Source organism: Nitrosarchaeum koreense MY1 (genome assembly GCF_000220175.1).
Lineage (GTDB): Archaea > Thermoproteota > Nitrososphaeria > Nitrososphaerales > Nitrosopumilaceae > Nitrosarchaeum > Nitrosarchaeum koreense.
The window spans coordinates 1,320,438-1,347,172 of sequence record NZ_AFPU01000001.1; the positions used below are offsets into that span (position 1 = coordinate 1,320,438).

General features: G+C 34.4%; 22 protein-coding genes and 1 tRNA gene. 9 read left to right on the forward strand and 14 right to left on the reverse strand.

The window, feature by feature from the left end; translation table 11 throughout:
- The first annotated feature begins 81 nt into the window (after window positions 1–81).
- Window positions 82–1,107, forward strand: a complete 1,026-nt coding sequence (gene twy1, locus MY1_RS07685; protein WP_007551378.1) for a 4-demethylwyosine synthase TYW1 — start codon at window positions 82–84, stop codon at window positions 1,105–1,107.
- Here twy1 and rdgB read toward each other — a convergent pair.
- Complete coding sequence (gene rdgB / locus MY1_RS07690) at window positions 1,070–1,633, reverse strand: RdgB/HAM1 family non-canonical purine NTP pyrophosphatase (RefSeq protein WP_007551379.1); 564 nt, start codon at window positions 1,631–1,633, stop codon at window positions 1,070–1,072. The two genes, twy1 and rdgB, sit on opposite strands and share 38 nt — an antisense overlap.
- Window positions 1,617–2,237 (reverse strand): KEOPS complex kinase/ATPase Bud32, encoded by a 621-nt coding sequence (locus MY1_RS07695; protein ID WP_007551380.1) that lies wholly within the window; start codon window positions 2,235–2,237, stop codon window positions 1,617–1,619. Before MY1_RS07695 ends, rdgB begins: the two co-directional genes overlap by 17 nt.
- A gap of 89 nt (window positions 2,238–2,326) precedes the next feature.
- Here MY1_RS07695 and MY1_RS07700 point away from each other — a divergent pair, with 89 nt between their 5' ends.
- Window positions 2,327–2,653: a hypothetical protein gene (locus tag MY1_RS07700; protein WP_007551381.1), complete on the forward strand. Its 327-nt coding sequence runs from the start codon at window positions 2,327–2,329 to the stop codon at window positions 2,651–2,653.
- Here MY1_RS07700 and kae1 read toward each other — a convergent pair.
- Together kae1 and MY1_RS07710 are read right to left on the reverse strand one after the other, a co-directional pair.
- On the reverse strand, window positions 2,647–3,630 hold the full coding sequence (gene kae1, locus MY1_RS07705; RefSeq protein WP_007551382.1) for a KEOPS complex N(6)-L-threonylcarbamoyladenine synthase Kae1: 984 nt from the start codon (window positions 3,628–3,630) through the stop codon (window positions 2,647–2,649). The two genes, MY1_RS07700 and kae1, sit on opposite strands and share 7 nt — an antisense overlap.
- Before the next feature lies 1 nt (window position 3,631).
- A complete protein-coding gene (locus tag MY1_RS07710) occupies window positions 3,632–4,822 on the reverse strand; it encodes a redox-regulated ATPase YchF (RefSeq protein ID WP_007551384.1) in 1,191 nt (396 codons plus the stop codon).
- 73 nt (window positions 4,823–4,895) lie between these two features.
- Between MY1_RS07710 and MY1_RS07715 the strand changes: the two genes are divergently transcribed.
- Both MY1_RS07715 and tgtA read left to right on the forward strand, forming a co-directional pair.
- Window positions 4,896–5,444: an adenylate kinase family protein gene (locus MY1_RS07715; protein ID WP_007551386.1), complete on the forward strand. Its 549-nt coding sequence runs from the start codon at window positions 4,896–4,898 to the stop codon at window positions 5,442–5,444.
- Window positions 5,445–5,475: 31 nt separating this feature from the next.
- A complete protein-coding gene (gene tgtA, locus MY1_RS07720; protein WP_007551388.1) occupies window positions 5,476–7,002 on the forward strand; it encodes a tRNA guanosine(15) transglycosylase TgtA in 1,527 nt (508 codons plus the stop codon).
- A 34-nt stretch (window positions 7,003–7,036) separates the two neighbouring features.
- On the opposite strand, the gene MY1_RS07725 is transcribed toward tgtA, so the two are convergent.
- Together MY1_RS07725 and MY1_RS07730 are read right to left on the reverse strand one after the other, a co-directional pair.
- Complete coding sequence (locus MY1_RS07725) at window positions 7,037–7,339, reverse strand: ATP-binding protein (protein ID WP_007403030.1); 303 nt, start codon at window positions 7,337–7,339, stop codon at window positions 7,037–7,039.
- Window positions 7,340–7,498: 159 nt separating this feature from the next.
- Window positions 7,499–7,711: a hypothetical protein gene (locus tag MY1_RS07730; protein ID WP_007403031.1), complete on the reverse strand. Its 213-nt coding sequence runs from the start codon at window positions 7,709–7,711 to the stop codon at window positions 7,499–7,501.
- A gap of 113 nt (window positions 7,712–7,824) precedes the next feature.
- Here MY1_RS07730 and MY1_RS07735 point away from each other — a divergent pair, with 113 nt between their 5' ends.
- The 4 genes from MY1_RS07735 to MY1_RS07750 all read left to right on the forward strand — a co-directional run bounded on the left by MY1_RS07735 (window position 7,825) and on the right by MY1_RS07750 (window position 10,435).
- Window positions 7,825–9,090, forward strand: coding sequence for an MBL fold metallo-hydrolase (locus MY1_RS07735; protein ID WP_007551389.1), 1,266 nt, complete (start codon window positions 7,825–7,827; stop codon window positions 9,088–9,090).
- A 1-nt stretch (window position 9,091) separates the two neighbouring features.
- Window positions 9,092–9,934 (forward strand): DNA-3-methyladenine glycosylase 2, encoded by an 843-nt coding sequence (locus MY1_RS07740; protein WP_007551390.1) that lies wholly within the window; start codon window positions 9,092–9,094, stop codon window positions 9,932–9,934.
- 33 nt (window positions 9,935–9,967) lie between these two features.
- Window positions 9,968–10,042: transfer RNA gene (locus tag MY1_RS07745), tRNA-Arg, on the forward strand.
- A 42-nt stretch (window positions 10,043–10,084) separates the two neighbouring features.
- Window positions 10,085–10,435 (forward strand): hypothetical protein, encoded by a 351-nt coding sequence (locus MY1_RS07750; RefSeq protein ID WP_007551391.1) that lies wholly within the window; start codon window positions 10,085–10,087, stop codon window positions 10,433–10,435.
- Here MY1_RS07750 and MY1_RS07755 read toward each other — a convergent pair.
- The 8 genes from MY1_RS07755 to MY1_RS07790 form a co-directional block, all read right to left on the reverse strand.
- On the reverse strand, window positions 10,432–10,893 hold the full coding sequence (locus MY1_RS07755) for a cupredoxin domain-containing protein (RefSeq protein ID WP_007551392.1): 462 nt from the start codon (window positions 10,891–10,893) through the stop codon (window positions 10,432–10,434). The genes MY1_RS07750 and MY1_RS07755 overlap by 4 nt on opposite strands.
- Before the next feature lie 54 nt (window positions 10,894–10,947).
- On the reverse strand, window positions 10,948–12,531 hold the full coding sequence (locus MY1_RS07760; protein WP_007551393.1) for a cytochrome b: 1,584 nt from the start codon (window positions 12,529–12,531) through the stop codon (window positions 10,948–10,950).
- The gene (locus tag MY1_RS07765; protein ID WP_007551394.1) at window positions 12,512–13,120 is read right to left on the reverse strand and encodes a ubiquinol-cytochrome c reductase iron-sulfur subunit; all 609 of its coding nucleotides are present in this window, start codon (window positions 13,118–13,120) and stop codon (window positions 12,512–12,514) included. The genes MY1_RS07760 and MY1_RS07765 overlap by 20 nt, the downstream gene beginning before the upstream one ends.
- 39 nt (window positions 13,121–13,159) lie before the next feature.
- Window positions 13,160–16,987, reverse strand: a complete 3,828-nt coding sequence (locus MY1_RS07770; RefSeq protein ID WP_192805796.1) for a S8 family serine peptidase — start codon at window positions 16,985–16,987, stop codon at window positions 13,160–13,162.
- Between the two features lie 34 nt (window positions 16,988–17,021).
- Entirely contained in the window at window positions 17,022–17,990 is a 969-nt protein-coding gene (locus MY1_RS07775) for a hypothetical protein (protein WP_007551396.1), read from the reverse strand.
- 112 nt (window positions 17,991–18,102) lie between these two features.
- Window positions 18,103–23,202, reverse strand: coding sequence for a beta strand repeat-containing protein (locus tag MY1_RS07780; RefSeq protein WP_048110047.1), 5,100 nt, complete (start codon window positions 23,200–23,202; stop codon window positions 18,103–18,105).
- A gap of 203 nt (window positions 23,203–23,405) precedes the next feature.
- Window positions 23,406–24,749 carry a ThiF family adenylyltransferase gene (locus MY1_RS07785; protein WP_007551399.1) on the reverse strand — a complete coding sequence of 448 codons (1,344 nt, stop codon included), beginning with the start codon at window positions 24,747–24,749 and terminating at the stop codon, window positions 23,406–23,408.
- Window position 24,750: 1 nt separating this feature from the next.
- Complete coding sequence (locus MY1_RS07790; protein ID WP_048110528.1) at window positions 24,751–25,965, reverse strand: threonine synthase; 1,215 nt, start codon at window positions 25,963–25,965, stop codon at window positions 24,751–24,753.
- 197 nt (window positions 25,966–26,162) lie between these two features.
- Here MY1_RS07790 and MY1_RS07795 point away from each other — a divergent pair, with 197 nt between their 5' ends.
- Complete coding sequence (locus MY1_RS07795; protein WP_007551401.1) at window positions 26,163–26,735, forward strand: hypothetical protein; 573 nt, start codon at window positions 26,163–26,165, stop codon at window positions 26,733–26,735.

Below are 26,735 nucleotides of genomic sequence, written 5' to 3' on the forward strand. Positions count from 1 at the left end.
TGGGAAAAGTTTTGAGAGTTATTTTTAAGAAAAAACAAGGATCACGATCAATTTAAGTAAAGCAAAACAGATTTTTTGCATATGAGTTGTTCTGGAGAAATAGTTGATGAAGAGAAACTAATACAGATCAAACCTGGAATTTTACAGCAATTAAAAAAAGCAAAATACGGTGTTGCAGATCATTCTACAGTAGAGCTTTGTCATTGGACAAAAAAATCATTCAAACATGAAGGAAGTTGTTACAAGCACAAATTTTATGGGATTTCAACTCATAGATGTATGGAATTTTCTCCTGCTGGAATGCATTGTGAAAATCGTTGTGTATATTGTTGGAGACCAATGGAATTTTATGATTCATTAAAGATGGAACCAGAAAAAGTCTCCGAGCCAAAAGAGATACTAACTAAATTAATGGAAGAACGAAAAAAATTGATAATGGGATATTATGGAGATTCAAGAAATGATAAACAAAGATTAGATGAATCATTATTACCAAGTCATTATGCTATTTCACTTTCTGGTGAACCAACAATGTATCCAAAGCTTCCAGAATTAATAAAATATCTAAAGTCATTAGAAGCAACAAAATCAATTTTTCTTGTAACAAATGGACAAGAACCAGACATGATTCAAAGATTGCAAGATAAGGATGCATTACCAACACAGCTGTATCTATCTACTAATGCGGCAGATTATGATTCATTTTTAAAAATTAATAGACCAAAATATGATGATTCTTGGCAGAGATGGAATAGAACATTAGAAATGCTAAAGCACCTAGATACAAGAACTGTACTTCGAATTACGCTCATAAGAAATTACAATGACCAAAAAGAGATGATTCCGGCTTTTGCTGCAATGCTAAAACAAGCTAGTCCACACTTTATTGAAATAAAATCTTACATGCATATTGGTCGTTCAACTAATAGATTAGAACATTCAAACATGTTAGAAATGGAAGAAGTGCGGAGATTTAGTGAAGAAGTAGCAAAACATAGTGAAATATTTTCAATAATGGATGAAAGTCTCGTTTCAAGAATTGTAATATTGCAAAACAATCAAAGATCCATTAATCGTTGGATTTCAGCTTATTCAAATACCAATTAGAAAATTTTTTTAATGCTTTGTATCTATGAGATAAATCATTTTTAGTTGTTAACTGTGCAAATGTTTGATTAAAATTTTTAGGAATAAAAATTGGATCGTAACCCCACCCCGTTCCATTTTGTGATTTAGAAATAGTTCCATCAATTTTTGCTTCAAATGATTTACAATTTTTATTATCATGATAAGAAATAATTGAGATGAATTTGGCTTTTCTATTTTTTTTTAAAAGGTGTAAAATTCCTTTGTTACCAATTGTTTTGAAGACATATGAAGAATAGGGTCCAGGAAATCCACCTAGTGAATCTATGAAAAGTCCATCGTCTTCTATTATTATCGGTTTTTTACATTTTTGAAATGCATATATTGCTTTTTTAGATGCAATTTCTTTGAGAGAAGAAGATTGAATCTCTTCAAGATTGTATTTGAAAAATTTAAGATTAATATCAAATGACTCTAAAATTTTTTTTGCTTCTTGATATTTGTGAGGATTTGATGATACAAAGAAAAGATCAGATGACTGTTGCATATCTTCCTCTACTTTCAATATCAGATACTGAATGCATAATTTTTGAATAGGTTATAGTACCAACTACAGATTTGTAGCCAGAAATAAAATTTTTCCATGCAGATTCCATGATTTTTGCATGTGCGCTGTTAAGAATTTCTTTTATTAATCGTAAATCTACAGCATGATCTTCAGATTTGATTGTTTTCTGAGATAAACCAAAATCAATCACATATACTTTATTTTTGTATAAGATAAAATTTGAGGTTGTTAAATCACCATGCATAATACCGTTTTTGTGCATAATTCCAACTAGTCTACCAATTTCCTTGGATAATTTAATTATCTTCAAATCAGGTAAATCGTGAACAGGTATGCCAGGAATTTCTTGCATTAGAATAGATGAATTTGTTAAATTTACAAAGTATACAAGTGGAGTTGGGATTCCAAAGGACTTTACTTCTGAAATTGTTTGAGATTCTTTAATTGTTCTTTGTTTCCGAATTTTTGTATCAAGAACAGAATTACGATATGGTTTTGTCTTTCTTATTTTCAATATTGATGGTAAATTACTCCATTTTGTAAGATAGATATCTGCTTCTGCGCCTTTTTTTAGTAGATTCATAAAATAGATAATTGAAATGTTATAATTTAGAGTTATTTAACATAATTTTCATTAAAATTATAACCTAGAGATACGGGTAAAAACGAATCATGGAAGACGGAGAAAAGAGGTTAAAGCAGGAAGATTGTAACGAAGATAAACTCGGTGCAGGAATCTTAACTTTAACTAATAAAAGACTGGCTTTTGATAAAACAAAATCACGAATGATGGACTTTTCAAAACGTTTTGGAGATACAGTAATGGATATTTCACTAAATGATGTAGACAAAGTTTGGAAAGAGGGACGACTGATAAAAAAAGTATGTTTTACTTCCAAAACAAAAGAAGGTGAACAGACATACAAGTTTGGAGTTTTTAATACTAAAGATTGGCTAAAAAATATTGAAAATGCCATAAAAGAGCATAAAAATCAATAATCTATTTTAACTGAATCTAATCGCCATGATTGTCGTACAAAGGTTTCTTCAATAGAAACACCACTTTTTACTTGAGATTCTAGCAATCCTGTCCAACATATTTGACTACCACAATCACCTGCATATTTTTGAGGTGCAATAAAAAATTTGCAAGCATGTCTTTTACAAACATCTTGTAGCATTTCAGATAATCTATTATTTGCAGCAACACCACCAACAATTAGCAATTCTTTTTTTCCAGTAAAAGATAGTGCTCTTTCTACTACTTCACTGATCATTGCAAATGCAGTTTCTTGTAATGAAAAACATGCATCAGCTTTACTTTTTTGTGCAATTGGTTTTGATGCAGATAATAATCCAGAAAACGATACATCGTTGCCTTTTACAGAATATGGAAGTAGAACATAATTAGAAGTTGAAGAAGCTAAATCCTCAATATTTTTTCCACATGGAGATGCAAATCCAATTGATCTTCCAAATTGATCTAGTAGTTGACCCAGTGTAATATCCAATGTTTCTCCAAATACTCTCCATTGTTTATTTAGAAATGCAAGAAGCATTGTATGACCACCAGAAACTAAAAGAACTAGTGGATTTTTTGCGCCAGTAAGTAATTTTCCCAATTCAATGTGTCCTAATGCATGATTAACAGGATAAATTGGAATTTTATAATAAGATGCAAGAGAACGTGCTACTACTGCACCTACCCTCAAACAAGGACCTAGACCAGGACCTGCAGCATATGAAATAATATCAAGATCTTTGATTTTAACGCCAGCTTCTTTAAGACATTCAGATAATGCAATGGGGCTATTTTCAACGTGATGCCTTGATGCTTCTCTAGGATGAATTCCTTCGCCCTCAGGTGGGCGATAAATTTTTCTAACATCAGATAAAATTTTTCCTTTATTTCCGTTTTTTTCTATTATAGCACATGAGAAAGTGTGAGCTGTGCTTTCAACTCCAAGACCAAGCATATTATCCCCTACTTAATGTTGAAACAATTTTGATCACATCTCCATTTTTCAATTTATGATCACCGCCGATTCTTTGTTTTGTTTTACAATCAATTGCATGTAAAAATCCCTTTGCAATATCAGCATGAATTAAACCTGCCAAGTCTTTTGCAGTGGAATCATATGGCAATAATTTTGCATCAGGTAAAACATCACCATTTTTGTTAGTTAATTTTGTTTCATCCTCTACAGGAAAAACAACAATGAGTTTCAACAAATCAAACACTGCTAGATTTAAAATTTTTTGAATTCCTGTTGAATGGATTTTTGTAAAAACATTGTTTACTAGATCTAGAGCCTTTTGTTGTTGTGGTAATATTTCCTTATTTTCAACTATAGAAAATTTTTCATCGCCTGATTCATAATGTATCATTCCTGATTTAGAAGCTTTTCGCAATAATAATTCAGTTTCAGCGCTACAGGGAACTACAATCGTATCAGGAATTTTTTTGATTATATCAAGATCTTTACAAAGGTCTGCTTTATTTGCTGCAATGATAAACGGTTTTGTGTTTTTTCTTAATTCCTTAACAAAAGTTTGAATGTCAGAATCGTTCCATTCTTTAGGATTTTTTGAGCTAAGTTCTAGTTTATGTAAAACATCTTGTATTTGGTAATCTTTAATTCCTAAACCAGTAAACCGTTTTGCAATTCCATCAGTGAGTTTTGCTCTTTTTTGTTCTATTTCCCTAGTAAGTTTATCCCATTCCCTTCTAAGAATATCTGTAAACCACTGATCAAATTCATTTTCAACAAAATTAACGTCTTCTATAGGATCATGTGTACCGATAGGAACTGGTTGACCTTGAATGTCAGTTGTTCCAGCAATATCAACAACGTGTATCAAGACTTCAGCTTGCCTTGCATCATCAAGAAATTGGTTTCCTAAACCTTTTCCTTCATGTGCCCCAGGAACTAATCCGGCCACATCAATTAGTTTTATGGGGATAAAACGAGTTCCATTTACACATAGGGGGTTTTGATGTTTAATTTCAAAATGTTTACAGGCGCAATCAGATTTTACATAGGCAACACCAACATTTGGTTGAATTGTTGTAAATGGAAAGTTACCTATAGGAACAGGAGTTTCAGTAGCAGCTGAAAAAAATGTAGATTTTCCAACATTTGCTTTACCTAATAAACCAATTTGCAATACACACAAAAATGCTATTGTACTTATTAGTATTGCAGAAATTGTTTAATTTGGTTCATGTTTGTTTTATAATATGTCAATAGTAATTACTGGAAATCCTGGAGTGGGGAAGCATACTATAGCCAATGAAATTGCCAAGCGGTTAGAATTACAGATATTAGACATAAACAATATCGCTAAAGATTTTGGATTATTTGAAAGAGATGAAGATACAAATGACGTGGATACAGTAGAATTAAAAAAAATAATTAACAAGAAAATTTCAAAACCATCTTTAATTGTTGGACATTTAGCACCATATGTTTTATCATCAGAGCAAATAAAGAAAATTATCGTATTGAGAAGAAATCCATATGATTTGATTTCAGTTTATAAAAAAAGAGAGTACTCAGATAAAAAAACTAAAGAAAATACAGGTAGTGAAATTTTAGGAATAATAGCACATGATGCAATAAATCAATTTGGAGTAAAGGTATTTCAGGTGGATGTTACAGCAAAGAGTGTTTTAGAGGTGACAGATAAGGTGATGAGTGTTATCAACGATGAAGATTCAAGTGAAGATGTTGATTGGCTTGATTTAGTAGCAAAACATGACGATTTGAAAAAATTTTTTGCTTATTGATTAAATAACGCTATTATTGAGAATCTGTAACTTGTTTGAGATTTTAAAAAGCGATTTGGCTGGAAGAATTGGTGTTATTCATACAAATCATGGAAAAATTGAAACTCCTGCTTATGTCCCAGTAATTCATCCTGTAAAACAGACTATTCCAGCTAAGAAAATTAAAGAGATTGGTTTTGATCTAGTAATTACAAATGCATACATCACCAGAAACAATTACGGTGACGAAGCCATAAAAAAAGGAATTCATAATATAATAAATTTTGACGGCGCAATAATGACAGACTCTGGAGGTTATCAGGTTTTAGAGTATGGCGATGTCAAAGTTTTACCACCAGAGATGGCAGAATTTGAAAGAAAGATACTTACAGATTTTGCAATTCCGCTGGATAAACCAACAGGTTACGGACTACCATGGAAAAAAGCTGAATCATATGTCAACCATACTCTCAAAGTCTCAAAGAAGACGCTTGAAGACAGTGAAAATAATGGCCAGATCTGGATTGGACCAATTCAGGGTGGAGAACATTTTGATCTGGTAGCCAAATCAACTAAAGGTTTAGTCGATATGGGTTTTCAAATGCTAGCTTTAGGTAGTCCAGTTGAATTTATGGAATCATATGAATACAAATTGTTAGCACAGATGATTGTAACTGCAAAAAAACAGATTCCGCATTCCATTCCCTTACATCTGTTTGGTGCAGGACACCCATTAACTATACCATTTGCAGTTGCATTAGGTTGTGATACTTTTGATTCTGCATCTTACATGTTATATGCTAAACAAGAAAGGTACATCACAGATGATGGCACAAGAAATCTTTCAGATATTTCGGTATTTCCATGTAACTGTGAAGTCTGCTCAAAGTATACCCCTGATGAGTTACGTCAATTAGAAATTCATGAAAAAATTAATGAAATTGCGCTACACAACCTTTATTCAATAAAAAACGAAGTAGATAAAGTAAAACAGACAATCCATGAAGGAAGATTATGGGAATATGTCTTAAAAAAAGCAAGAGCACATCCAAAGTTATTTGAGATGATTGATATTTTTACTGAAAATTCAAATTACTTTGAAACATCAACGCCAAAATTCAAAGAAAAAGCCATTTTCCTTTATGGGAAAGAGGATCAGTATCGTCCAGAAGTTCAGTCATACCATAAAACGGTTAGAAAATTCAAGTCAAAGAAAAAAACTTTAATCATAACCAAAGAATCCAATACAAAACCAGCATACTTATCGCATGAGTATTTCTCACTAAAACAAAAGTTCAAAGAGATGAAAAATATTCAAGTTTGCCAATACAGTCCACATTTAGGATTAATCCCACTAGAAATTTCAGATGTCTTTCCTGCATCACATCACGAAACTTCAAGATTAAAATTCAACCCCGCAGAGTTTCCAACTTTTGAAAACACCTGGAATGTATTTTTTAAAAATAATCAATTTTCAGAAATTTATTTTGATAAGACTGATGAATTTTTGAAGTACTATATCAAAATGCTTCCAAAAGATATCAAAAAGATATCAAAAAGAAATCTATTGTTTAAATAAAAATAAGAAAAAAGTGTGTGCTAAAAGATTCTGCTTATAGTGCAGCGTCTTCTGCCCAACCTTTGATGAAGATACCGTTTTTGTGAAGAGGTACTGGTTGTCCAGCTGTGTAATTCATTGGTCTCATCCAAAAGATTGATTTTGTTGGGCATACACCGATGCATGCACCATCAGAAATACATCTTTCTGGATAAAATACAAATGCTTTACCTCTCTTCCAGCCTTCAACAGGTTTTACTCTAAGGACATCAGGACCAAGAGTTGTACAGATTTCTACACATAGTGCGCATCCGATACATCTTTGTTCATCAATGTCTGGAAGTATTGCTATTGGCATTACAACATAATGTCTGCTTGGTTGCTATTTAAACCATAATCAAAATTCATAACCCTGTTATGAAATGGATCGGAAATAAAAATGCCAAAAATGAAATAATATCAAGGAAGAAAAATTATCAGTATAATAAAAAACAAAAAGATAACGTGTGTTACACGTTTATTTTCTCATTGCATCAATTTGACCAGAGGTTACCCAGTCAAGTAATTCAGCTGAAGATGGATTTAGGTCTGCTCTCTGTTTCATCAGATTGTTAACCCAGATCCAGTTAAGTTGGTTAAGAAGTGGTTTGTTTGCTTCGTCGCCTGCACGTGTTTTAGCAACTACTGCTTGATCTTGTTGTTTTAACCATTCTTGGAAGCTTCTTCCCATGAGGATCGAGTCTTAGCTTACACTAATTAAAGCTTTTGTAGATTCTATGATAAGCATAATGATCGGTTCTATGCTAAGAAGGTTTTAAGGTAGAGCAAAATTCAATTTATTTCTTGGAGGTTAAAGTTTTAGGAGCAGCCAATGAAGTAGGGCGTTCAGGTTTTTTGGTAAGTTGTAATGGAACAAATCTATTATTAGATTATGGAGTATTGTTTGGAAAACGTGGATCGCCACCAGAATATCCACTTCATGTAAAACCAAAAGATCTTGATGCAATTATCATTACTCATGCTCACCTTGATCATTCAGGAAATGTTCCATCATTATTTGTCAGTGGCAATACAGACGTTTATGCAACACCACCTACTTTTGATTTAACAAGATTACTCATAGAAGATATGCTGAAAATTACAAAAGATGCCCAGCCATTCGGACAGCCTGAATTAAACAATATGATGCGAAATGCAAAAGAGATAGGATTTAGACAAAAAATTACTAAAGGCAATGCAACTTTTGAATTAAGAGAGACAGGACATGTAATTGGAGGAGGTTCTGTATTAGTAGAATCTCAGAAGAAACGGCTTTTCTATACGGGTGATATCAAAACACATGGTTCAAGAATGCTTCGTGAAGCAGATTTGGATGTAGGAGATATTGATCTTTTAATCATTGAAAGCACATATTCACAAACAGAACAAAAACCTAGAAAAGAATCTGAGAAAGAATTAATTGAATTTGCAAATGAGGTTATGGATAGAAAAGGAGTATTATTTATCCCATCATTTTCAGTTGAACGTTCTCAAGAAATGGCATGTATTTTAAGAAGTTCAAACTTTAAACACAAAATCATAATGGATGGAATGGCACTAAAAGTAAATGAAATAATGTTTAATCATCCAGAATATCTAAGAGATCCAAAAGTGTTTGCAGATGCAATCAATGAATCAGTTGCAATAAGAGATCATGAAAAAAGAAAGCATGCTTTGGATGAACCATGTGTTGTTATTTCACCTGCTGGAATGCTAGTAGGAGGTAATGCAACATATTATTTGCAAGAGCTTTCATTTAACAGCAACAACGGAATTGCACTTGTATCATACCAAGGTGAAGGAACTCCTGGGAAAAAATTACTAGATACAGGAAAAGTATCCACCCGAGGAAAAGATCTAAGAGTTGCTGCAGAGGTAAAACAATTTGAATTTTCAGGTCATGCAGATCGAAATGAACTTTTTGAAATAATTGAAAAAATCAAAGGTAATCCTAAAGTCTTAACAGTTCACGGAGACTCTGAATCATGTAAAAAATTTGCTCAGGAAATTCATGAGAAATTTGGTTTTGATACACATGCTCCAGATGTAAATGAGATAATTACTATCTGAGATGATAGATTATAGTACAATTAACATAGAAAATACAATAAATAGTGGACAGGTTTTTCTTTGGAAAAAACAAGATGATTTTTGGTATGGTGTTAATGGTCAAGATATTTTAAAAATAAATAATTCAGGAAATGTCATATCATATAGTAATAAAAAATATGATTTTTTTAGAAGTAATGACAACATTGAAAAAATAATTAAATCAATTTCAAAAGACAAAACAACAAAAATTGCTGTAAAAAAATATCTCGGATTAAGATTGATCAGACAAGATCCATTTCAGTGTTTTATATCATTTATTGTTTCTTCAAATTCCAATATTCAGAAAATTAAATCAAGTCTAGAAAAAATTTCTATAAAATTTGGTACAAAGATTAAATTTGATAACCAAGAATTTTATGGTTTTCCAGAACCAATCAAAATAGCAAATGCATCTATTCAAGAAATTCAAAGTTGTGGTGTGGGATATAGAGCAAAATTCATTATTGATGCAGCAAAAATGGTAGAATCAAACGAAATAGATTTTGAACATCTTAAAAAATTAAATTATCATGATGCAAAAGAGACAATTCTAACTGTATTTGGAATTGGAAATAAAGTTGCAGATTGTGTTTTGTTATTTTCACTTGAAAAGACAGAAGCATTCCCATTAGACACTTGGATGATTAGAATTTTAAAAAAATATTATTTAGAAAAATTTGAAATTGAGACAAAATCAATTACAGAAAAACAATATAATATATTACATGAAAAAATTGTAAATTATTTTGGGCCATATGCTGGATATGCACAACAGTTTTTGTTTAAAATGGAAAGAGAGAATTACCAGAAAAAATGGTTGTAAACCCTTAAAATGACAATTAATTTTTAGATTCTTGGGCTGGTAGCTCAGCTTGGATAGAGTGCTGGACTTCTAATCCAGTGGTCAAGGGATCGAAGCCCTTCCGGCCCGTTTTAACAAAATTATTTATGCAGACCCGAATAGTTTGTTTACGTGAAAGATATTGAATTTGAGTTGAATCCTAAAGAGATCCATCCAAAGTCCGAGATAAAGGGGGCAATTGTTGTATCATATCCAGGCAGATATGACGGAGTAGTAATTAATACACAAATTTTAGATTCAAATGAACATATTATCTACAAGTCATATAATGGAAAAAAAATATCGCAAAATGTTGCACGATTATTCATCAGCAAAGATGTTATGCCTGATAATAAAGCAGACTTTACTGCAATAATAGAATTTGAACCAAAAAAAGCACATGAGGTAAAATTCAGAGCGTCAATTATTGAACAACATAAAGAAATTGAAAGTAAAATAATATTTGCAAAATATTCTATCTAGAATCTTTGTTTTGTAATTTCCAATTTACCTTTCATCCATGGATGTGGTTCACAATGATATTCTATTATTGCATCTTCTGTGAAAAGAAACTCATAGTCATATCCAGGTTTTATAACACCTTGTGAACCAAAAACGCCACTGTAAGAGTCTTCAGTTCTATGATCTGGAGTTACAGTATGTGCAGTTGTATCAACATTTTTCCAAATAACTTGATTGTCAATTCCCAATTGAATGTTAACTAATTTTGGTACAAAATTATCTTGTTGAGCAGAGCTAGCAGAACCTTCAATGATTTCAATAATAGTTTCTTTTACAGGATGTAAGATATGCTCATCAACAGAAGGCTTCATTAAAGATTCTGGAAGATAAAATGATGTATAAAATACTACCCCTACAGATGCGCCAATGATTATTGCCATAACTCCAATGCCATATGCATGACTTGATGTTGCACTCAACGATTTTTGTAGGTCTTTAGAGTTCTTATAAAGCTTTTTTAGAATTTTGAAAGACTAGGGTTTTTTTAGATCTGAAGAACCAAAATCTGGAATTGTATTAGTACCAACTCCCAAATCAGCTTGAACTTTTGGCGGTGTAATTTGTGGAGCAAGTTCTTTTGTTTCTTTCTTACTATCATCTAATGATTTTTCTTCTGGAAGTTTTCCACTAGTTGGAACTGATTGTGGTAGTTCCTGTGGTTTTTCTTCATGTATAGGTACAGGTGGGGGTGGAGGTGCGTTCTTTGCTTGGTTTAATCCATATCTGTAAAGATGGAAGAACCCAGCAAAGACTATCAAGATAATTCCTATGAAGAATAACGAGATATTTTTCATTCCTGTCAAGGCTGCATTATATGCTGCAATGTTTAGAAATACTTGAAATGCCAACAGTGCAACAATTAGCCAATTAATCCATTTTTGTGAGAGATTAATTGTTGCCACTTTCTTTGGACCCTTGTCTTTTGCAAGTTTGGCTTTTCTTTCAGATTCTTTTGCAAGCTTGATCATCATATATGAGAATCCAAATCCTAGTGGAACTAGCAATATCATTACTGTATATAGAAAGACTGGATCAATTACCAATCGTTGCACAAGTGGAATGGTAGTATCAGATGGAATATAGAATCCCCAATATGTTGTGACCATTATTTGAGCTATTCCAGTAATACCAAATGCAGTGATTATTGGACGATCTTTCCAAGAGAATTTTTTATATCTATCAATAAATGGGATCAGTAAAAATGATGCAATAAAAAGTCCAGGCCATAAGACACCTGTTACAAACTTGTCATATTGAGTTCTCAAAAATGCATAGAGTCCTGTCAGATACCATTCAGGTACAGTGATCCCAGGTGGAACTGTCGGTTCAAACTTGAATCCCATATCAATTGGAAACACACCACCAGTTACCAGAATTGCACCACCTATTGCCATAACCATTGGTACATCAAACACAAGAAACCTTGGAAAGTGTACAGCCATCAATCCAAGCATTACAAGAGGCAAGAGAAACACGTGTTGTGCATAGAATCGTAACACAAAGTCTGAAAATCCACTACCAAACATTGCATCACGAATTGTCGGTCCGGCTATCGGAATTGAAGTGGTAAGAGATGCCGCTATGCTAATTGCAAGTTCTGCTCTTTCACTAAATATTACATCGTAGCCAGTAAATGCTTCTAGAATTGTAACGGTTCCAAGAATTACACCAGTTGCCCATAAGATTTCATTTCTAATTTTGTATCTTCCACTAAAGTATTGGTAATACATGTGTAAAATTGCTAAAAGAACCATGGCATTGGAACCATGATAGTGAATATTTCTAATGTGAAAACCAAATGGTACTTCATCATTGATAAACTGGACACTATCCCAAGCTCTATCCAACATTGGTTGGTAGTAAAACATTAGAAGTGCACCAGAAATTCCAAGAATTACAAACACAACAAATGTAAGCATTCCCAAGAACCCAAATGGACTTACAAATCTAGCAGGAAATGAAAATTTAATTGCAGTAAAAATTGTTCTGTCTAGTCCATCCCAGAGCCAGTAAAAAAAGGCAACTGCCCCAGTACGTCTATGAAGCGAAACGGCCATATCCAATTACTCCATTATCATTCACACCCCATGTTGGTGGTAAAACCCATAAAAAGCCATCTGCATCAGATTCAAAATTTAATTGTGCTAATGTATTAGATGGTGCAGCTTGTAATGATGCAGGTCCAGCAAATGCTGTTCCTGTTGTAGGATCATACATACTTCCATGACAAGGACATTCTCCTCTCTTTCGTCCTTCTTCAGGCCAGTATTTCCATAAACACCAAAGATGAAGACACACCATGCTGTATGCTCGAAAAGATGAAACGTTTTGTTTATCCCCGCCAAGTTCTTGCGGCAATCTAATGAATTGCCATTTTCTAAATGCTTCTGCATCAAGTGCTGGATCACCAGTACTAGGATATGTAATTACTTCAGAATGATTAATGGGAAATGTTTTGACGTTTGCTTGAGTGCCATCAGGTAAAATGACTTTAACTTTTTCGAGAGTTGCCTGTGAAGGATTTGGCATGAAATTTCCAAATGGAACAAAAGGAGCAAAAGCCAACCCAGTGCCTGCAGCCCCCATTAACTTTAGAAAATCCCTTCGAGATAATCCGCCAGACTTTTTTGTCCCCTGCTCAGACATTCAAGCTGTCGTACTCGCCAAATTGCTTATAAACCTTATTCAATAATTTGTTTGTTTTTGTCTAAGAATCAAAAATAGAACAATTCCGATCGCAATCCCAACTCCAATGCCAATAGATAATCCAATATTAAAAGACGAATTATCATTATTATCATTTATTATTATTTGAGAATCATTTGTGATGGTTTGAGAATTATTTGTGATGGTTTGATCAATAATTTCAGAATTAGTTTCGTTTTTAAAAGTTGACATAATTTCTGTGTTATTTAATTGAGTTTGTAATGGCTGATTTTTTGAAGAAATGTTTGAAAATTTAGCTGCGAGTGTAATTGATTCTGTAGTTTCATCTCCACCAAACAATGTAGTATGAGCTAAAAGAGAATATGTTCCTGTTTGATTTATTGGGACATAAAGTACAGTAGAATTATTATCTTTGTTTTTTACTGGATAGAATCCACCACCTTGACTAAAAACAGAATTACCTAACCAATCAAGTGAAGGCCATCCAAGAAAATGGCCAAATACTCCTGATGGCATATTAGATTGAATTATTTTTCCTTTAGGATCAACAACAAATACTGACAAGTTTGTGTCATCAGATTTCCAAGATAATTCTATTGCTGCAGAATTTATCGAGTCATCAACTACATCAAAATAATATTGTCTCCAATCACCTGCCATGTATCTATTTGCCATATCAAATGCGCCCTTGACATAACCATTACCATAAAGAATATCATTACTTTGCTTTCCATCAATTAATACAAGTGAATCTTTTTGATTAATTGGTTCCTTAACAACAAATGATACTGGAGTATTTACAGTATGATTTTTTCCTTCAAATGATATGAATCCCTGATAGTTACCAGATTGAAAATCATTTTGTGCAATTAAAGAGACATTTAATTTTGCAACATCGTTTGCAGGTACAGTAATTGTCTCAAACTCTGGCCAGATTACAGACCATTTATCTTTTTGATAATAGCTTGCAGATAATGTGTATTCCATTGAAGTTGAATTTTGTTTTGTGTCACCGAGATAGTAAGAGTATCTAGTTGGAGTTGGATACACACCGACTAGTGGGATTCCTTTGAATTTTTCATTTGGTTCAGAGATTCTAAGTTCTTGAACTGTTCCCCATGATCCAGCTCTGCTAACCATTAACAATTCATTGCTAGATACATTAGTGTCATTGTTTTTATCAATCCAATCATAAAGATATAATGAAGAAATTTTCATGTCATTAGCATAAAGAACATCAGTTTTATTCATAAAATTATCAAATGGAAAATTAAGATTCAATATCATCAATGATGATTCAGCTGGAATTGAATTGTTATCAAAAAACTCGCCTAACTCTTTAGGGTTTTTGACATCAGATAGTTTGATGTAATTTGGAATAAATGCATCTGATTTGTTTAGCATAGGATCTTTTTGTTGTACTTTAGTTGTTCCATCATATAGAGTATTTTTGATCAAAGATATTGTAGTTGGTTTGATTGATATTTGAATTGGATTATCAGTTGGGTTTTCAATTGTAAAAGTTGTCTTAGTAGATTCACCAGGATGTAATTGGCCTGCAAACCAACTTGTCATAGGCATGGTCTTTGTTGGAAATTCAAATTTCTCAAATCCAAGGGATGTAGAGTTAATTGTTTCAAGTGGGGATTTTAAAATTTCTTTGATATTATTGTATGATACATCATTGTAAACAATAAATTTTCCATCTTCACCGTTTACAAAACTTAATGCAACACTTGCATCTACTAGTCCAGATCCTTGAGTGAATGGATCATTTTGAAGATCTTTTGCAGTAGACATTAGAATATTTTTAATTGTAAATGAATCATAATCTTTTGATTGTTTGTTTAGTCCCTCCATTAAAAGTGCTGCACTTCCAGAAACCAGAGGTGCTGCCATACTAGTTCCCCCAAATAATGAAAAAGATTCATCCTTTGAATCTTTTTTTGTTTTAATAACATTAGACGGAGTAAAACCATGAGCACCAATACTCATCAAGTCAGGTTTTGGATCACCAATGATTCCAGGGCCCCTACTTGAAAAATCTACTACATCATTAAAGTGAAAAGTGCCATTACCAAATCTAGGTTGATCCTTAAACGGACCATATCCAACATAGACATTATTTGTAGTAGCCCCTACTGTAATTCCAAATGGAGATGAGTTTGGCATTCCAATTGTTCCATATCCATGTCCAGAATTTCCAGCACTAGATACAATTGTTATTCCTGGATAATTATCATCAAGTGAATGAGGGGTAGCAAGTATGCTAAGTATTATAGAAAGAATATCCATTCCAGGTGCAGAATTAAATGATGGAAAATTTGAGATGCCCCAGCTGTTTGAAATTATATCCACTCTTGGTTTTCCAGTAAAATTCCAACTATGATCATTACTGTCAAAACCCGATAACCACAACCATGCATAAACAGTATCACCTACCCACAATGATTTTACAGGTACAATTTTTGCACCTGGTGCAACACCTGTGATAGTAAATTTACTGGTATTGTTGTAAATGTCATATGTCTGATTACCTTTTGATGTAATAGAAGAAGCACTTGATGTTCCATGTCCTGCAAAATCTGTCATCACTCCAAAAAACATTCCTTTAGAATCAAATGCAGGCAATAAAGTACCGTTAATTGCATTTAGTGTTTTATCAATATCTGACGTTTTGTTTTGAATTACACCATAAACATCTAGTACTTGAGCGCCAACTGTTCCTGCACTATAATCTGCTTTACCATCACCATTTGAATCATAAACGAGAAATTCATTTCCACTTCCTAAAATTATAGGTTTTTCATCAGTAAAATCAAAATCATATTTTGGTCTCTCTCCTGATTTTAAATCAAATCTAGTATAATCTTCCCAAGACGTACTCATATCGGGAATTATAGTATCGTAAACTCCAGCTGTATTAGAATCAACTACGAGTATAGGTACTACTTGTATTCTTGCTAATGGTCCTTCTAAACCTCCCTGATACATCACTCCAAAATGGTAAATTCCACTTTTTGATTTGATGTAATTTCTATTATCATTACCAATTTTCATATCAGTATCTAATATTCCTTCAAAGATAGGAGCATTTCCAGATTGAGGAAAAAAAGAGTTGTAAATTGGAATTTTTGTTCCTTTACCATTTTGAGAGATGTTTAAAAAAATTCCATCTCTTGTTTGATAAACAGATGAAGTCATTTCTTCTGGAAGTGGTTTTGTGTTGTTTCGAATGATTCCATCTTTATCAATGAATGCAAAAAAAGTGGAATTTGTAAGAATTATTCCTTGACCATCTGCATCAAGCATTATGGGATGATTGTTTTTGTCTCTAGCTAAAGAACTTCGTATATCAAGATTTGAAAAATCAACACCTGTATCTACTATTCCTATTTTAATTCCCTGTCCATTTACGTTGTATTTTGTTTGTGCCAAAGTAGAACCAGTTATTTCTCCAATTCTTGATGCATCAAGAATGGATATATCTGAATGAAAGTCTAGTTTGAAATCTTCTATCACAGTATATCCTTTAGAAATGAAATTTGAAATGGAATTTTCTGGAAGTACTGCAACATAAAAAAATCCTCCACCAGATTCAATCCCATAAAGAGAGTTATTTTTTAAAAAATTAGAGTCAGAGTCTGTTCCAAAAATAATGTACCGCTTAAAATTATTTTGTTTAAAAAAATCTGAATTTATTTTTATGATATCAGAATCAAATAAAACAGAATTGTTTGATGTTATCTTATTTTCAAGAGGTATGTCTCCACCTACATATGCATAAGAATTTACAAACATTCCTGAAACAAGAAGAATACAAAAAAGAATCGCCACTTTGGGCATTATGATAAATTTTTCCTTTCTTGCATTATTATAACTATCTTCTTCTGGCAAGTATTGCAATTTGAAGCGCCACAATGATTCCAATTGATGCCACAATTGGGAAAAATAAAGAGTTTAGTTGAGATGATGCTTCTTCAATGTTAAACACAGAATTTGATACCGAAGTTACGCTTGCATCAATATTTGTACTAGCATCTTCCAAAGTAGAACCAAATCTTTCAATTTCTGATTTTAGTGTGTCTAATTCATCTGATGTTTCTTTTAAAACTGAATTTAGTTCTATTATTTGATTTGAGATTCCACCCAAATCCTGGCTTAGAACATTAGTTGCAACAGAAGCGTGAGATATTGTTCCTTGATTAAAAGATACCACGTGAAAAACATATGTTCCTTCTTCTTTTGGAGTATAATCTAGATAGTATAATCCCTGATGAAGTGTTGAAAACGCATTAGATATTGTTTCTACCTTTCCTGAAGGTAAGTGAATGTGAGTTGTTTGAAGTAATTCTTTTGGATCATCACCAATTAACAAACCATCACTTGTAGTTTGTACAAATATTCTAAATGGATTGTTAATTGCTGCGGTCTCCGGAGCAAACACAGATGTGAGTACATGTCGTTCTATTGGTATTTCCATCAGATCTGTTGTAGACGTAAATTTTACATCTAGTTTTTGAGAGATTCCATTTTGCTCAGTACTAATTACTTCTATAGTATATGTACCAAATGGAAAGCTAGAAGTTGGTTTTGGCCATATTAGTAATACATGATTAAAAGAACCATCATCAGTAGTAGTTAATTGATCAAATCCTACAATAGTATCATCTGGTGAAAATAATCTAATTATCAAGGTTTCATCGGGCTGACCTTTTCCATATACAAAAAGAGGTTGTCCTTCGGAATAAACTTGGCTGGTAGTAGATATTTCTAATTCTGAAAATGCTTCATTGACAGGAATAATTAATAATAAAATAAAAGACAATAACAAAATTTGTGATTTCAATTTAAAATAATTGAATAATATCTCCTAGATATTGCTTCTGGAAAAATGATCTATAACTTACGTTAAGTGTTGATTCAAAAAAAAGAAAAAAAGGAAAATGTGAACTAGTTTCTTACTGTACGATTATTGTCGTAGTTACTGGTGGTGATAATGCCGTTGGATTATCAACAGATTCCCAGACAAATGCAGTGGCAGTATAAGTGCCAGCGTCAGTTGGGATCCATGATAAAGCAGGGCTGAATGATTGACCAGCGGATAATGAACCTGTAATCCATGCTAGTGAGACTGTAACACCGTTACCATCCTGAATCTGTACCAAGTAGGCAAATGCTTGCTCTCTATCCTGACCATTTGCTAGGTCGGCAGTTATTTGCACCTGTTGATCAACGTTAACAGTGCTTAAGCTGTTACCGAATGCGTCAACAACTCTCAAGTTAGCAGCTGGTGCTCTCTCAAGAGGTGGTACAACCGTACCGATTAGCGAAGTGGCAGTAATATCAAGTTCATCTGCTGTTGTGTATGGATTAGGCAATGTATTGTCTGAATATTCTGCAGTGACAGTGTCACCTTCTGCGACTCTGAGTCTGTGACCAGATGATTCGTCAGTAGTTGTGAAGAACACAGTACCTTCGAATATTCCGGTTGCCTCATTAGTCTCAGTTACAGTTAGATCAATACCTCCGGCATCGGAGTCAGACCACACGTCAGCGTTGAAATTATCAACTGCTTCTGGGTTTAAGTTCATATCTGGATCAATTACTCTTACAACACCTGTACCGCTTGCTGGGTAGCTTGCTTCAAGCCACTGAACCTCACCAATATTCCATCTGATTAATGCTGAGCCGACAATAGTCTCATCCTCTGAGAATTCAAAGGAGATAGTTATGCCGTCATCATCATCAGCTGGCAACAGTCCATCTGTTGGACCAGTGCCAGAAGGAGAAGTGGTTGTTACATCATTACCATTTGTACCAGTTGTGGTATCGCCATCAGCATTATGTGTAAAGCCGGTAAGAATTACCTCACCAGTGAAAATGCCTGTGTCAGTACCAGTTTCGACTAGTTTGTAGTTGTTGAGTTTGTTACCTCTAGTTGAGACCTTTATTGGGTCTTCATTAGTGTCACCAATCTCATCGACTAGGTTGCTATCGAAGTTGTGATCTGGGGCTACAATAGTAATGTATACTTTATCAGTCCATGTGTAAACTTTTTGGTCAAGCTCTACAGTTGCTCCGAAGTTTGAAGTAAAGAGTGTCAAGTTGACATCTTCGTCTTCGTCACCTACGTAGTCAGATCCGGATGGACCCCAATCGCTGTACTCGAGGACAATTTCTTCTCCTCTTTCTAGTTTGTCACCATCTAATTCTGAAGGAATTTCGACGACAATCTGGAAGATTCCAGTGCTGTCACCTGTTTCTCTAAAGTTAGATGGTTCTGGGTCGAAGTTGGCTCCTTGTCCGTCAGCGTCACCCATGGTAACGGTTGCGGCATCAGAGTCCCATTCAATTAAGTCCAAGTCATATGTCTCAGCCTGGTCATTGTCCAAATCGAAGTCTGGCTCAATGAGGGTCAAGATCATGTCGGATCCAATAATATACACTGATTTGTCAGATTGTAATACACCGTTTCTTAGGTCAAAGGTAGCAGAATCAGTTACAGTATTGATATCACCTGATGCATCAGCTGGATCAGTGTATTCTACTTGGAGAATATCTCCTTGTAAGATACAGTAATCACCAGTAGTTGCGGCAACATCAAATCTGTCTGTTTCGGCAGTACCTGAACCATCAAGGTTAGTCCATACACTTGTTGTGCTTGGACAAACAGTACTTGCTGGACCATCGGTATATCTAATGACTATATCAGATTCAAATATTCCTGCATCTGGTGCAATTTCGCCCATTGGACCAAATTGTCTGACATCTTTAAGATTAACATTATTGGTATCAATTGTACCTGCTAATGCTGCTGGACCACCAGCAAAACCGAGTACGACTGCTGAAGAACCTCTTAATACAGAGATCTTAACAGGTCCGTTACCGGCTGTGCTGTTGGTTCCTATAATGTCTTCACCACTTGCGGATGTATTGAAGTCTGGATCATTAACTCTGACGTGAATTGTTAGATCTCCGCTACCAATAAACTCACCAGATTGAAGTCCTGAACCAGAACGTGCTGTTCCAGCTGTATTCATTCCAGTTTGATGGATTGGGAATAAGGATCTTCCATCTGGGGTTGTATCAGTATCAGTACTAAAGTTGTCTGGGACACCAAATGGTACTGGGTAAACGGTTCGATCGAGACTGACGGATCCAGTGTTAGCGCGAACGCCTGCACCGTCACCTACTTCAATGACTTCACCAGATGCATCTCTAAAGTCAACATAGTTGACTTCAATATCGAGACCGGTGACAGATTCAGTTGTAGTTGAACCTGATCTACACCATGCTCCTGGGATTTGGAAATCACCTACAAATATACCAGTTTCAGGTCCAGTTTCAACCAGAGTAAATCCAGTTGCAGCTAATCCTGTATCTGTTACACCTGCGTTAGATAATGCTGTTGCGCATGCACTAACTGTTGGTGTTGTCCATTTTTGATCATCAAAAGTGACATCTAATAATCTACCAAGATCATCGCCAGTAGATAGTATAGTTGATGTAGAGTTGCTTCCAACAACATCACGTAAGCTACCTCCTGCGGAAATTGTAGTATAGATATCCACTAAGTCAGAATCGACGTTAAGATCTAAGTCTTGTAGTGTAATTATAACTGTGTCAGCATTCTTGTATGATTCTGCATTGAAAGACACAACACCTGAGTGACTTGGAGCTGCTTGTTGATCAGCGACTTGAGTTGTAACACCATCTGCACCTAAGTCGTTATAGTTGACTCTAGGTGAGTCTTCATCAGTTAGATCTTCAATGACGATGAAGTTTGGATCATCGGCAATTGGAGTTAGATCTGAGTAGGTGTTTACGTCAAGTATGTTTAGCTGATTAATCATGACAAATTCCAAACTACCTGCAAAGGTAGATGTATTATCGCCTGTTTCTTCTGCTTCGATTCTTACAATCTGGTTAGCTACTCTGTCTCCAGCTGCTAATCCATCATTCAAGTATCCAAAGGAGAAGAAATCTACTACAATAGCATCAGTTGTTTGTGTTGTTGTTATACCTCCTGTTACACTACTTACTATCAATAAACCGACTTGGTTAGTTCCAGTAGTACTATCGAATAGTTGAGCGTTAGTAGCGGTTGAATTGAGTAATGTCAAGCTTTGTGGGTTGACGTTATCTGCAATCAATAAACTGCTAACGTGCGCAGTAGTTGTAATATTATTAGTTGCTGTGTTGATTATGTTACCTGTACTGTTCAATAGATAAACATCGAATGTACCTGTAGTATTCAAACTCCTAAGATCTAAGTTAAGGAAGTTGAAACCATGGAAAGTACCTCCAATTGGATTTCTAATTGAATTTCTAAGTTCATCAATCGTTGTTCGCAAATCGATAACAAGTCCATTAGATGTACCAGAACCTGTTTGAGTGAGGATTGCTCTTTCACTAAACTTGTCAACACTTATAGTTGTTGCAATTCCTGTTGCTGGGACATTTAATGTTGTTGTCGTATTTGCGGAAGTACCGTTGAATGATTGCCATGTTCCCCAAATAGCTTTTGGTGCTGTTAAACCTGCTTCACCCAATGTAAATGGATCACCAGTTTGAAGTGCTGGAATCAATGTTACATTAGTATCAAACAAGTCTAGATCTTCATCAGCTCGGCTATTTTTGTTAGCATCATTGTCAACGATGACTACTGGAATCTCTTCACCAGAGGTCCATTCAGCATCTGTTGGTTGTATATCGACGGTTGCAAAGCCAAATCCTACAAGAACTGTTACTGGGGACGCATTATAATCAACAGTTGCAGAGGTTCCCCTTGCTGCATTGCTGGTTATTTTTAGAACAGAGTTATCTGATTCATCATATGTACCAAATATACCACTGTTTGGTCCTTGTTCAGTAATTGTTACTGGTACTGTATTAATACCTAAGAATGTGTGACCTGGACCACCAGCGTTTGTGGAGTCTGTATTATTTACTTGGAATTTAGATGCAAGATTTGCATCTGTTCCGTTAAGTAATAATACGGTATCACCGTTATCTTGGAGAGTTAATACTGGGTTAGTAGCACCTTGTTTGTTAACATTAACTAACAGTCTACAGTTATCCTCACACATGAGGTTACCTAAGGCTGAGTCAATGTTAATTACACCAAGTGCTTCTTGATCACCATCTGAACCTCCATTTTCATTGAATACTTGGTAGTACGTACCCTTTTCAGAGTTTGTACTATTTGCACCAAATGTCCAGGAGTCTTCATCAGTTGGATCAATGTTTAACCATAGATCTGTAATCGTTGCATGAACTTGGGCTTTTTGCGGATAAGTTGTTCTATCTAAAGATACACCGGAAAATTGGTCAACGGTATCAAAAGTAAGTGTTGTTGTTTGAACACCACCACCTTTGTTATATTGAATTACAACGTTTCCACCTGTAGTTAGAGTATAGAGTTGTATAAATGGCCATACATCTGCATCGATACCAATTTGTCCAACTCTTGCTGATGTTGGAAATCCATTAGCTGCCTTTTGTTCACGGATGACATTTTGAGTGTCACCAGCAGTGAAAGTTGTGCATGCTGTAAATGGAGATGTTGTACCTTGTGTACCACCTGTAACACCTGCACCGACTGCGATACCTACGGTCTCGGAGACGGTTACGTTTAGGTTAGATGGATCAAGTAATGTAGCTGAACTACAGAATGTACCAAAGTCAAGACCTTCACCTGTGGTTTTACCCACAACTGTTTGGTCTGCTGTTGTTGCCATTGTCTTATCTGCAAAGTAACCATACCAGTTACCGTCTACTGCTTGAACCATTCTAAGTTTCTTGCCGTTTACGGTAACGTCTGGTTCACCTTTTGCCTCATCAGTATCATTGATATCAGAATCTATTACCACGACCTCAATTACTTGAGGTCCTGACATGTAGTTATTGAACTGCGAGTTTTCTGCGGAAACAAATAGGTTAGCGTTGGCTGCATGTGCTACTGGCATCATAGATGGAGCAGCAAATGTCAAACCACCGGCTAACATAATTGTCATTAATGTAAGACTAGTTATTTTTCGTCCTATTTCGTTATTCATGTTATTGGTTTTTCTCTTTAAAATTTGTATATAAGGCTAATGGACGAATTGTCCACAATTAGACAATTTTTTAAGATTTTTTTATCATGTTATATGATTTTATAAAAATATCATATATTTTAGATATAAAAATTACACTTTTGATTTCTTTCCATAATATGATCGATGTATTTTGTATTTTTTTAGTATAATTTATGAAATTTTTATAGGCTAGTTTTTGCACTTAATTCCCTACCAAGTAGACTTTTGTATAATGATACGGCATCATCTTCGTCTTTTGATCCAACAATTACTGCTGAACCTTTTTTCATAAAACTTACGGAGAGATCATTTGTCCGCAATGATATTCCCAAATCTCCAAGATTTTCTACTATAAATCCTTGTTTTTTTGCGATGTTAGAAACTATAGTAGTATCGATATTAAATATATCAGTAGGAGTAATGGAGTATGTTCGCTTTCCACGATTTCTTCCACATAGTTCTTCTAAGATAAATTCTTCCTTTACTGTTTCTTCTTTTTTTCCAGTTCCACATACAGGACATTCCTCAGCTCGAAATGTTTTGGTACTTGTAAAATCAAGATGTTCTAAATCAATGTGAAGAATTCTTTGTGACAGGCTTGGCTTTTTTCCAATAATGATTTTTACAGCTTCTGATACTTCAACTCCTCCAACAATGGAAAGTATTGACGGATGAACTCCATCAATACTGCAAGTCGGCATTGCATCTTCGTTTAGCTCAGGAAACATGCAATAGTAACATGCGGATTCTTTTGGTAAAATTGTAAATGCTTGACCCGATACTCCGACTGCAGCACCAGTAACAAAAGGAATTCCAAATTTTACACATGCATTATTTAGAGCATATCTTGCATTGACACTGTCAAGTGCATCAATTACAACATCACAACCCTCTACAACTTCAAGTGCAGTGTAATCATTTACTGAAACAGCTAATGCTTCTATCTTGCAATCAGGATTTAGTTTCTGTAATTTCTTTGCTGCAACTTCCACTTTTACTTGGCCAACGTCTGATTCATCAAACATTGTTTGCCTATGTAAATTAGATAATTCTATTACATCCCTATCAACAATTCTCAAAGTACCAACACCCATTGCAGCTAGTCTTGATGTGATTGGATTTCCCAACCCACCAACACCTACAACACATACTTTGGAATTTTTTAATTTCAGCTGTCCAGTGTAACCAATGTCTTCTAGCATCACTTGTCTTGAAAATCTATCAAGCTCTTTTGCAGACAACTCGTCAGAACCTCCAGCCACTGCAGGCAGAATATACACCTCATCTCCGTTATTTAGTGTGGTATTCATCCCATCAGAGAATTTTGCATTTTTTCCATTAATGTAAATATTAATCAAAGAACGCGGAGTTCCATCACTTTCCAAAACTCGTCTCTTAAAGTCATCACCCATAATTTCAGATATCTTTACAAATGCGTCAGTAATGGAGTCAGCTGAAATATCTGTTTTTTTCTCTCCACCACCATAATTTAGCACCGATGGAATTGTAAATGTGATATTTGCCATTCTAGTTTACTACCGCCGATATTTCTGCAATGTTTGTCTTCATCACTTTTGGTTTTTGTAAAACTTCCATTATTGCCTCAGTTGCCTTTAGTCCGTTTCCAGTGACATAACACACTATAGAATCGTTTTTGTCGATTTTTCCCTGTTCAATCATCTTTTGAAGTACGGCAACAGATACACCACCTGCAGGTTCTGTAAAGATTCCTTCTGTCCTTGCCAAAAGCAATATTGCATCTAAAATTTCCTTGTTGTTACATTCTTCTGCAAATCCATTGTACTGGACTAATCGTTTCAAAACATATCTACCATCTCCAGGATCACCTATTGCCAAACTCTTTGCAATAGTGTCAGGATTCTCTACGGGAATTACTTCTTTATTGTTTTTCTTAAATGCATCAACGATAGGTGCACACCCATGTGGCTGTGCTGCTATCATGTGCATGTTTGATACATTATTTAACAATGAAACTATCTGCAATTCTTCAAATCCTTTGCAGATAGCATTTAGCATTGCACCACTTCCTACTGGAACTATGAGTTGATCAGGAACTTGCCAGTCAAGTTGTTCTGCAACTTCGTATGCAAGTGTTTTAGAGCCTTCTACATAATGAGAGCGCATGTTAATATTTACAATTCCTATTCCTTTACTGTCACCAATTTGTGCAGCTATTCTATTTGCATCATCATATGTTCCATCTACAGCAATGTAATTTGCTCCATAAGATAATGCCTGTGCAATTTTTGCCATCTCAATATTACTTGGTGCAAATACATGGCATGGTAACCCAGCTTTTGCTGCATGTGCTGCAGTTGCAGATGCCAAATTGCCAGTAGATGCACATCCAACAGCTGATAGTCCAAACTCCTTTGCTTTTGATATTGCAACTCCTGCAGGTCTGTCTTTAAATGAAAATGTCGGATTTACAGAGTCATTTTTGATGTATAGATTGTTTAGTCCTAATTTTTTTCCAAGATTGTCAGCTTTGATAAGTGGTGTCATTCCTGCACCAATACTAATAATGTTAGATTTGTTTTCTATTGGTAGTAATTCAAAATATCTCCAATAGTTATGCTCACGATTTGTAAAGGTATTTTTTGTGACTGCAGGAAAGTCATATTTTACATCTAGTGGTCCAAAGCAGTCATCACAGATATACTTGAAAGCAGTATCGTACTGTTTTTTGCATTCTCTGCACTGCAGTGATGTTCTAGCCAAGATCAGTTTCTCCTTTGAAACCATACATAAAAAATCCTAATATCAAGTTAAGCAATACTTAACTTTACTGAGTAAAAAATATAATGAAAACACAATCATATTTTAAAAATTTAGTAAAGTTTTGAAGATTTGCAAAAAAGATGAATGAATTAACAATTATGAGGAAGGTTTTTAGATATTTTTAGAAAGGAAAAACCATGAAAAAAGGACTAATTATAGGAGGTATACTTGGTGTAAGTGTTGCAATAATTATTTTAGCTATAAGTTTGGATTCTGAATTAAAATCAGATTCAATAGAAGTTGAAGATACATTAGATAAAGAAGTTATTGCAGAAACTGAAACTCCAGAGATTGAAGAAAAGATAGACGATGTAGAAAAAATCAATTTAGAAAATGAATATTCACCTAAACCAAGAGAATGGATAACTTCTGGACCATTTCAGATTGACCGAAGCAAGTATGCTATAGGTGAAAAAATTTTCCTAGTAATTGGAGGAATAACTGGAAATGAAAAAGGACAGATTGTATTTATGAGACCATTAAACGATACACATTATTCCGTATACATGACAATACCATTTGATGGTATGAAAAAAGATGTGTTCAACTATTATGTAGAACCACAAATTTCAAAAACCAGAGAAATATGTTCAATAGATGACTTGATGGGAAAATGGGCAGTAGTTTTTAGAGGAACAGACTATCCAAATCTATATTTTGAAATTACAGATGAAGTTGTTCCAGGAACAAACATAGAACCTGTATGCTAA

What these genes read in the sequence shown, in the direction of transcription:
- twy1 (WP_007551378.1), top strand. Translation starts at nt 82, where the DNA reads ATGAGTTGTTCTGGAGAAATAGTTGATGAAGAGAAACTAATACAGATC.
- rdgB (WP_007551379.1), bottom strand. Translation starts at nt 1,633, where the DNA reads ATGCAACAGTCATCTGATCTTTTCTTTGTATCATCAAATCCTCACAAA.
- MY1_RS07695 (WP_007551380.1), bottom strand. Translation starts at nt 2,237, where the DNA reads ATGAATCTACTAAAAAAAGGCGCAGAAGCAGATATCTATCTTACAAAA.
- MY1_RS07700 (WP_007551381.1), top strand. Translation starts at nt 2,327, where the DNA reads ATGGAAGACGGAGAAAAGAGGTTAAAGCAGGAAGATTGTAACGAAGAT.
- kae1 (WP_007551382.1), bottom strand. Translation starts at nt 3,630, where the DNA reads ATGCTTGGTCTTGGAGTTGAAAGCACAGCTCACACTTTCTCATGTGCT.
- MY1_RS07715 (WP_007551386.1), top strand. Translation starts at nt 4,896, where the DNA reads ATGTCAATAGTAATTACTGGAAATCCTGGAGTGGGGAAGCATACTATA.
- MY1_RS07725 (WP_007403030.1), bottom strand. Translation starts at nt 7,339, where the DNA reads ATGCCAATAGCAATACTTCCAGACATTGATGAACAAAGATGTATCGGA.
- MY1_RS07730 (WP_007403031.1), bottom strand. Translation starts at nt 7,711, where the DNA reads ATGGGAAGAAGCTTCCAAGAATGGTTAAAACAACAAGATCAAGCAGTA.
- MY1_RS07740 (WP_007551390.1), top strand. Translation starts at nt 9,092, where the DNA reads ATGATAGATTATAGTACAATTAACATAGAAAATACAATAAATAGTGGA.
- MY1_RS07760 (WP_007551393.1), bottom strand. Translation starts at nt 12,531, where the DNA reads ATGGCCGTTTCGCTTCATAGACGTACTGGGGCAGTTGCCTTTTTTTAC.
- MY1_RS07765 (WP_007551394.1), bottom strand. Translation starts at nt 13,120, where the DNA reads ATGTCTGAGCAGGGGACAAAAAAGTCTGGCGGATTATCTCGAAGGGAT.
- MY1_RS07770 (WP_192805796.1), bottom strand. Translation starts at nt 16,987, where the DNA reads ATGCCCAAAGTGGCGATTCTTTTTTGTATTCTTCTTGTTTCAGGAATG.
- MY1_RS07780 (WP_048110047.1), bottom strand. Translation starts at nt 23,202, where the DNA reads ATGAATAACGAAATAGGACGAAAAATAACTAGTCTTACATTAATGACA.
- MY1_RS07785 (WP_007551399.1), bottom strand. Translation starts at nt 24,749, where the DNA reads ATGGCAAATATCACATTTACAATTCCATCGGTGCTAAATTATGGTGGT.
- MY1_RS07795 (WP_007551401.1), top strand. Translation starts at nt 26,163, where the DNA reads ATGAAAAAAGGACTAATTATAGGAGGTATACTTGGTGTAAGTGTTGCA.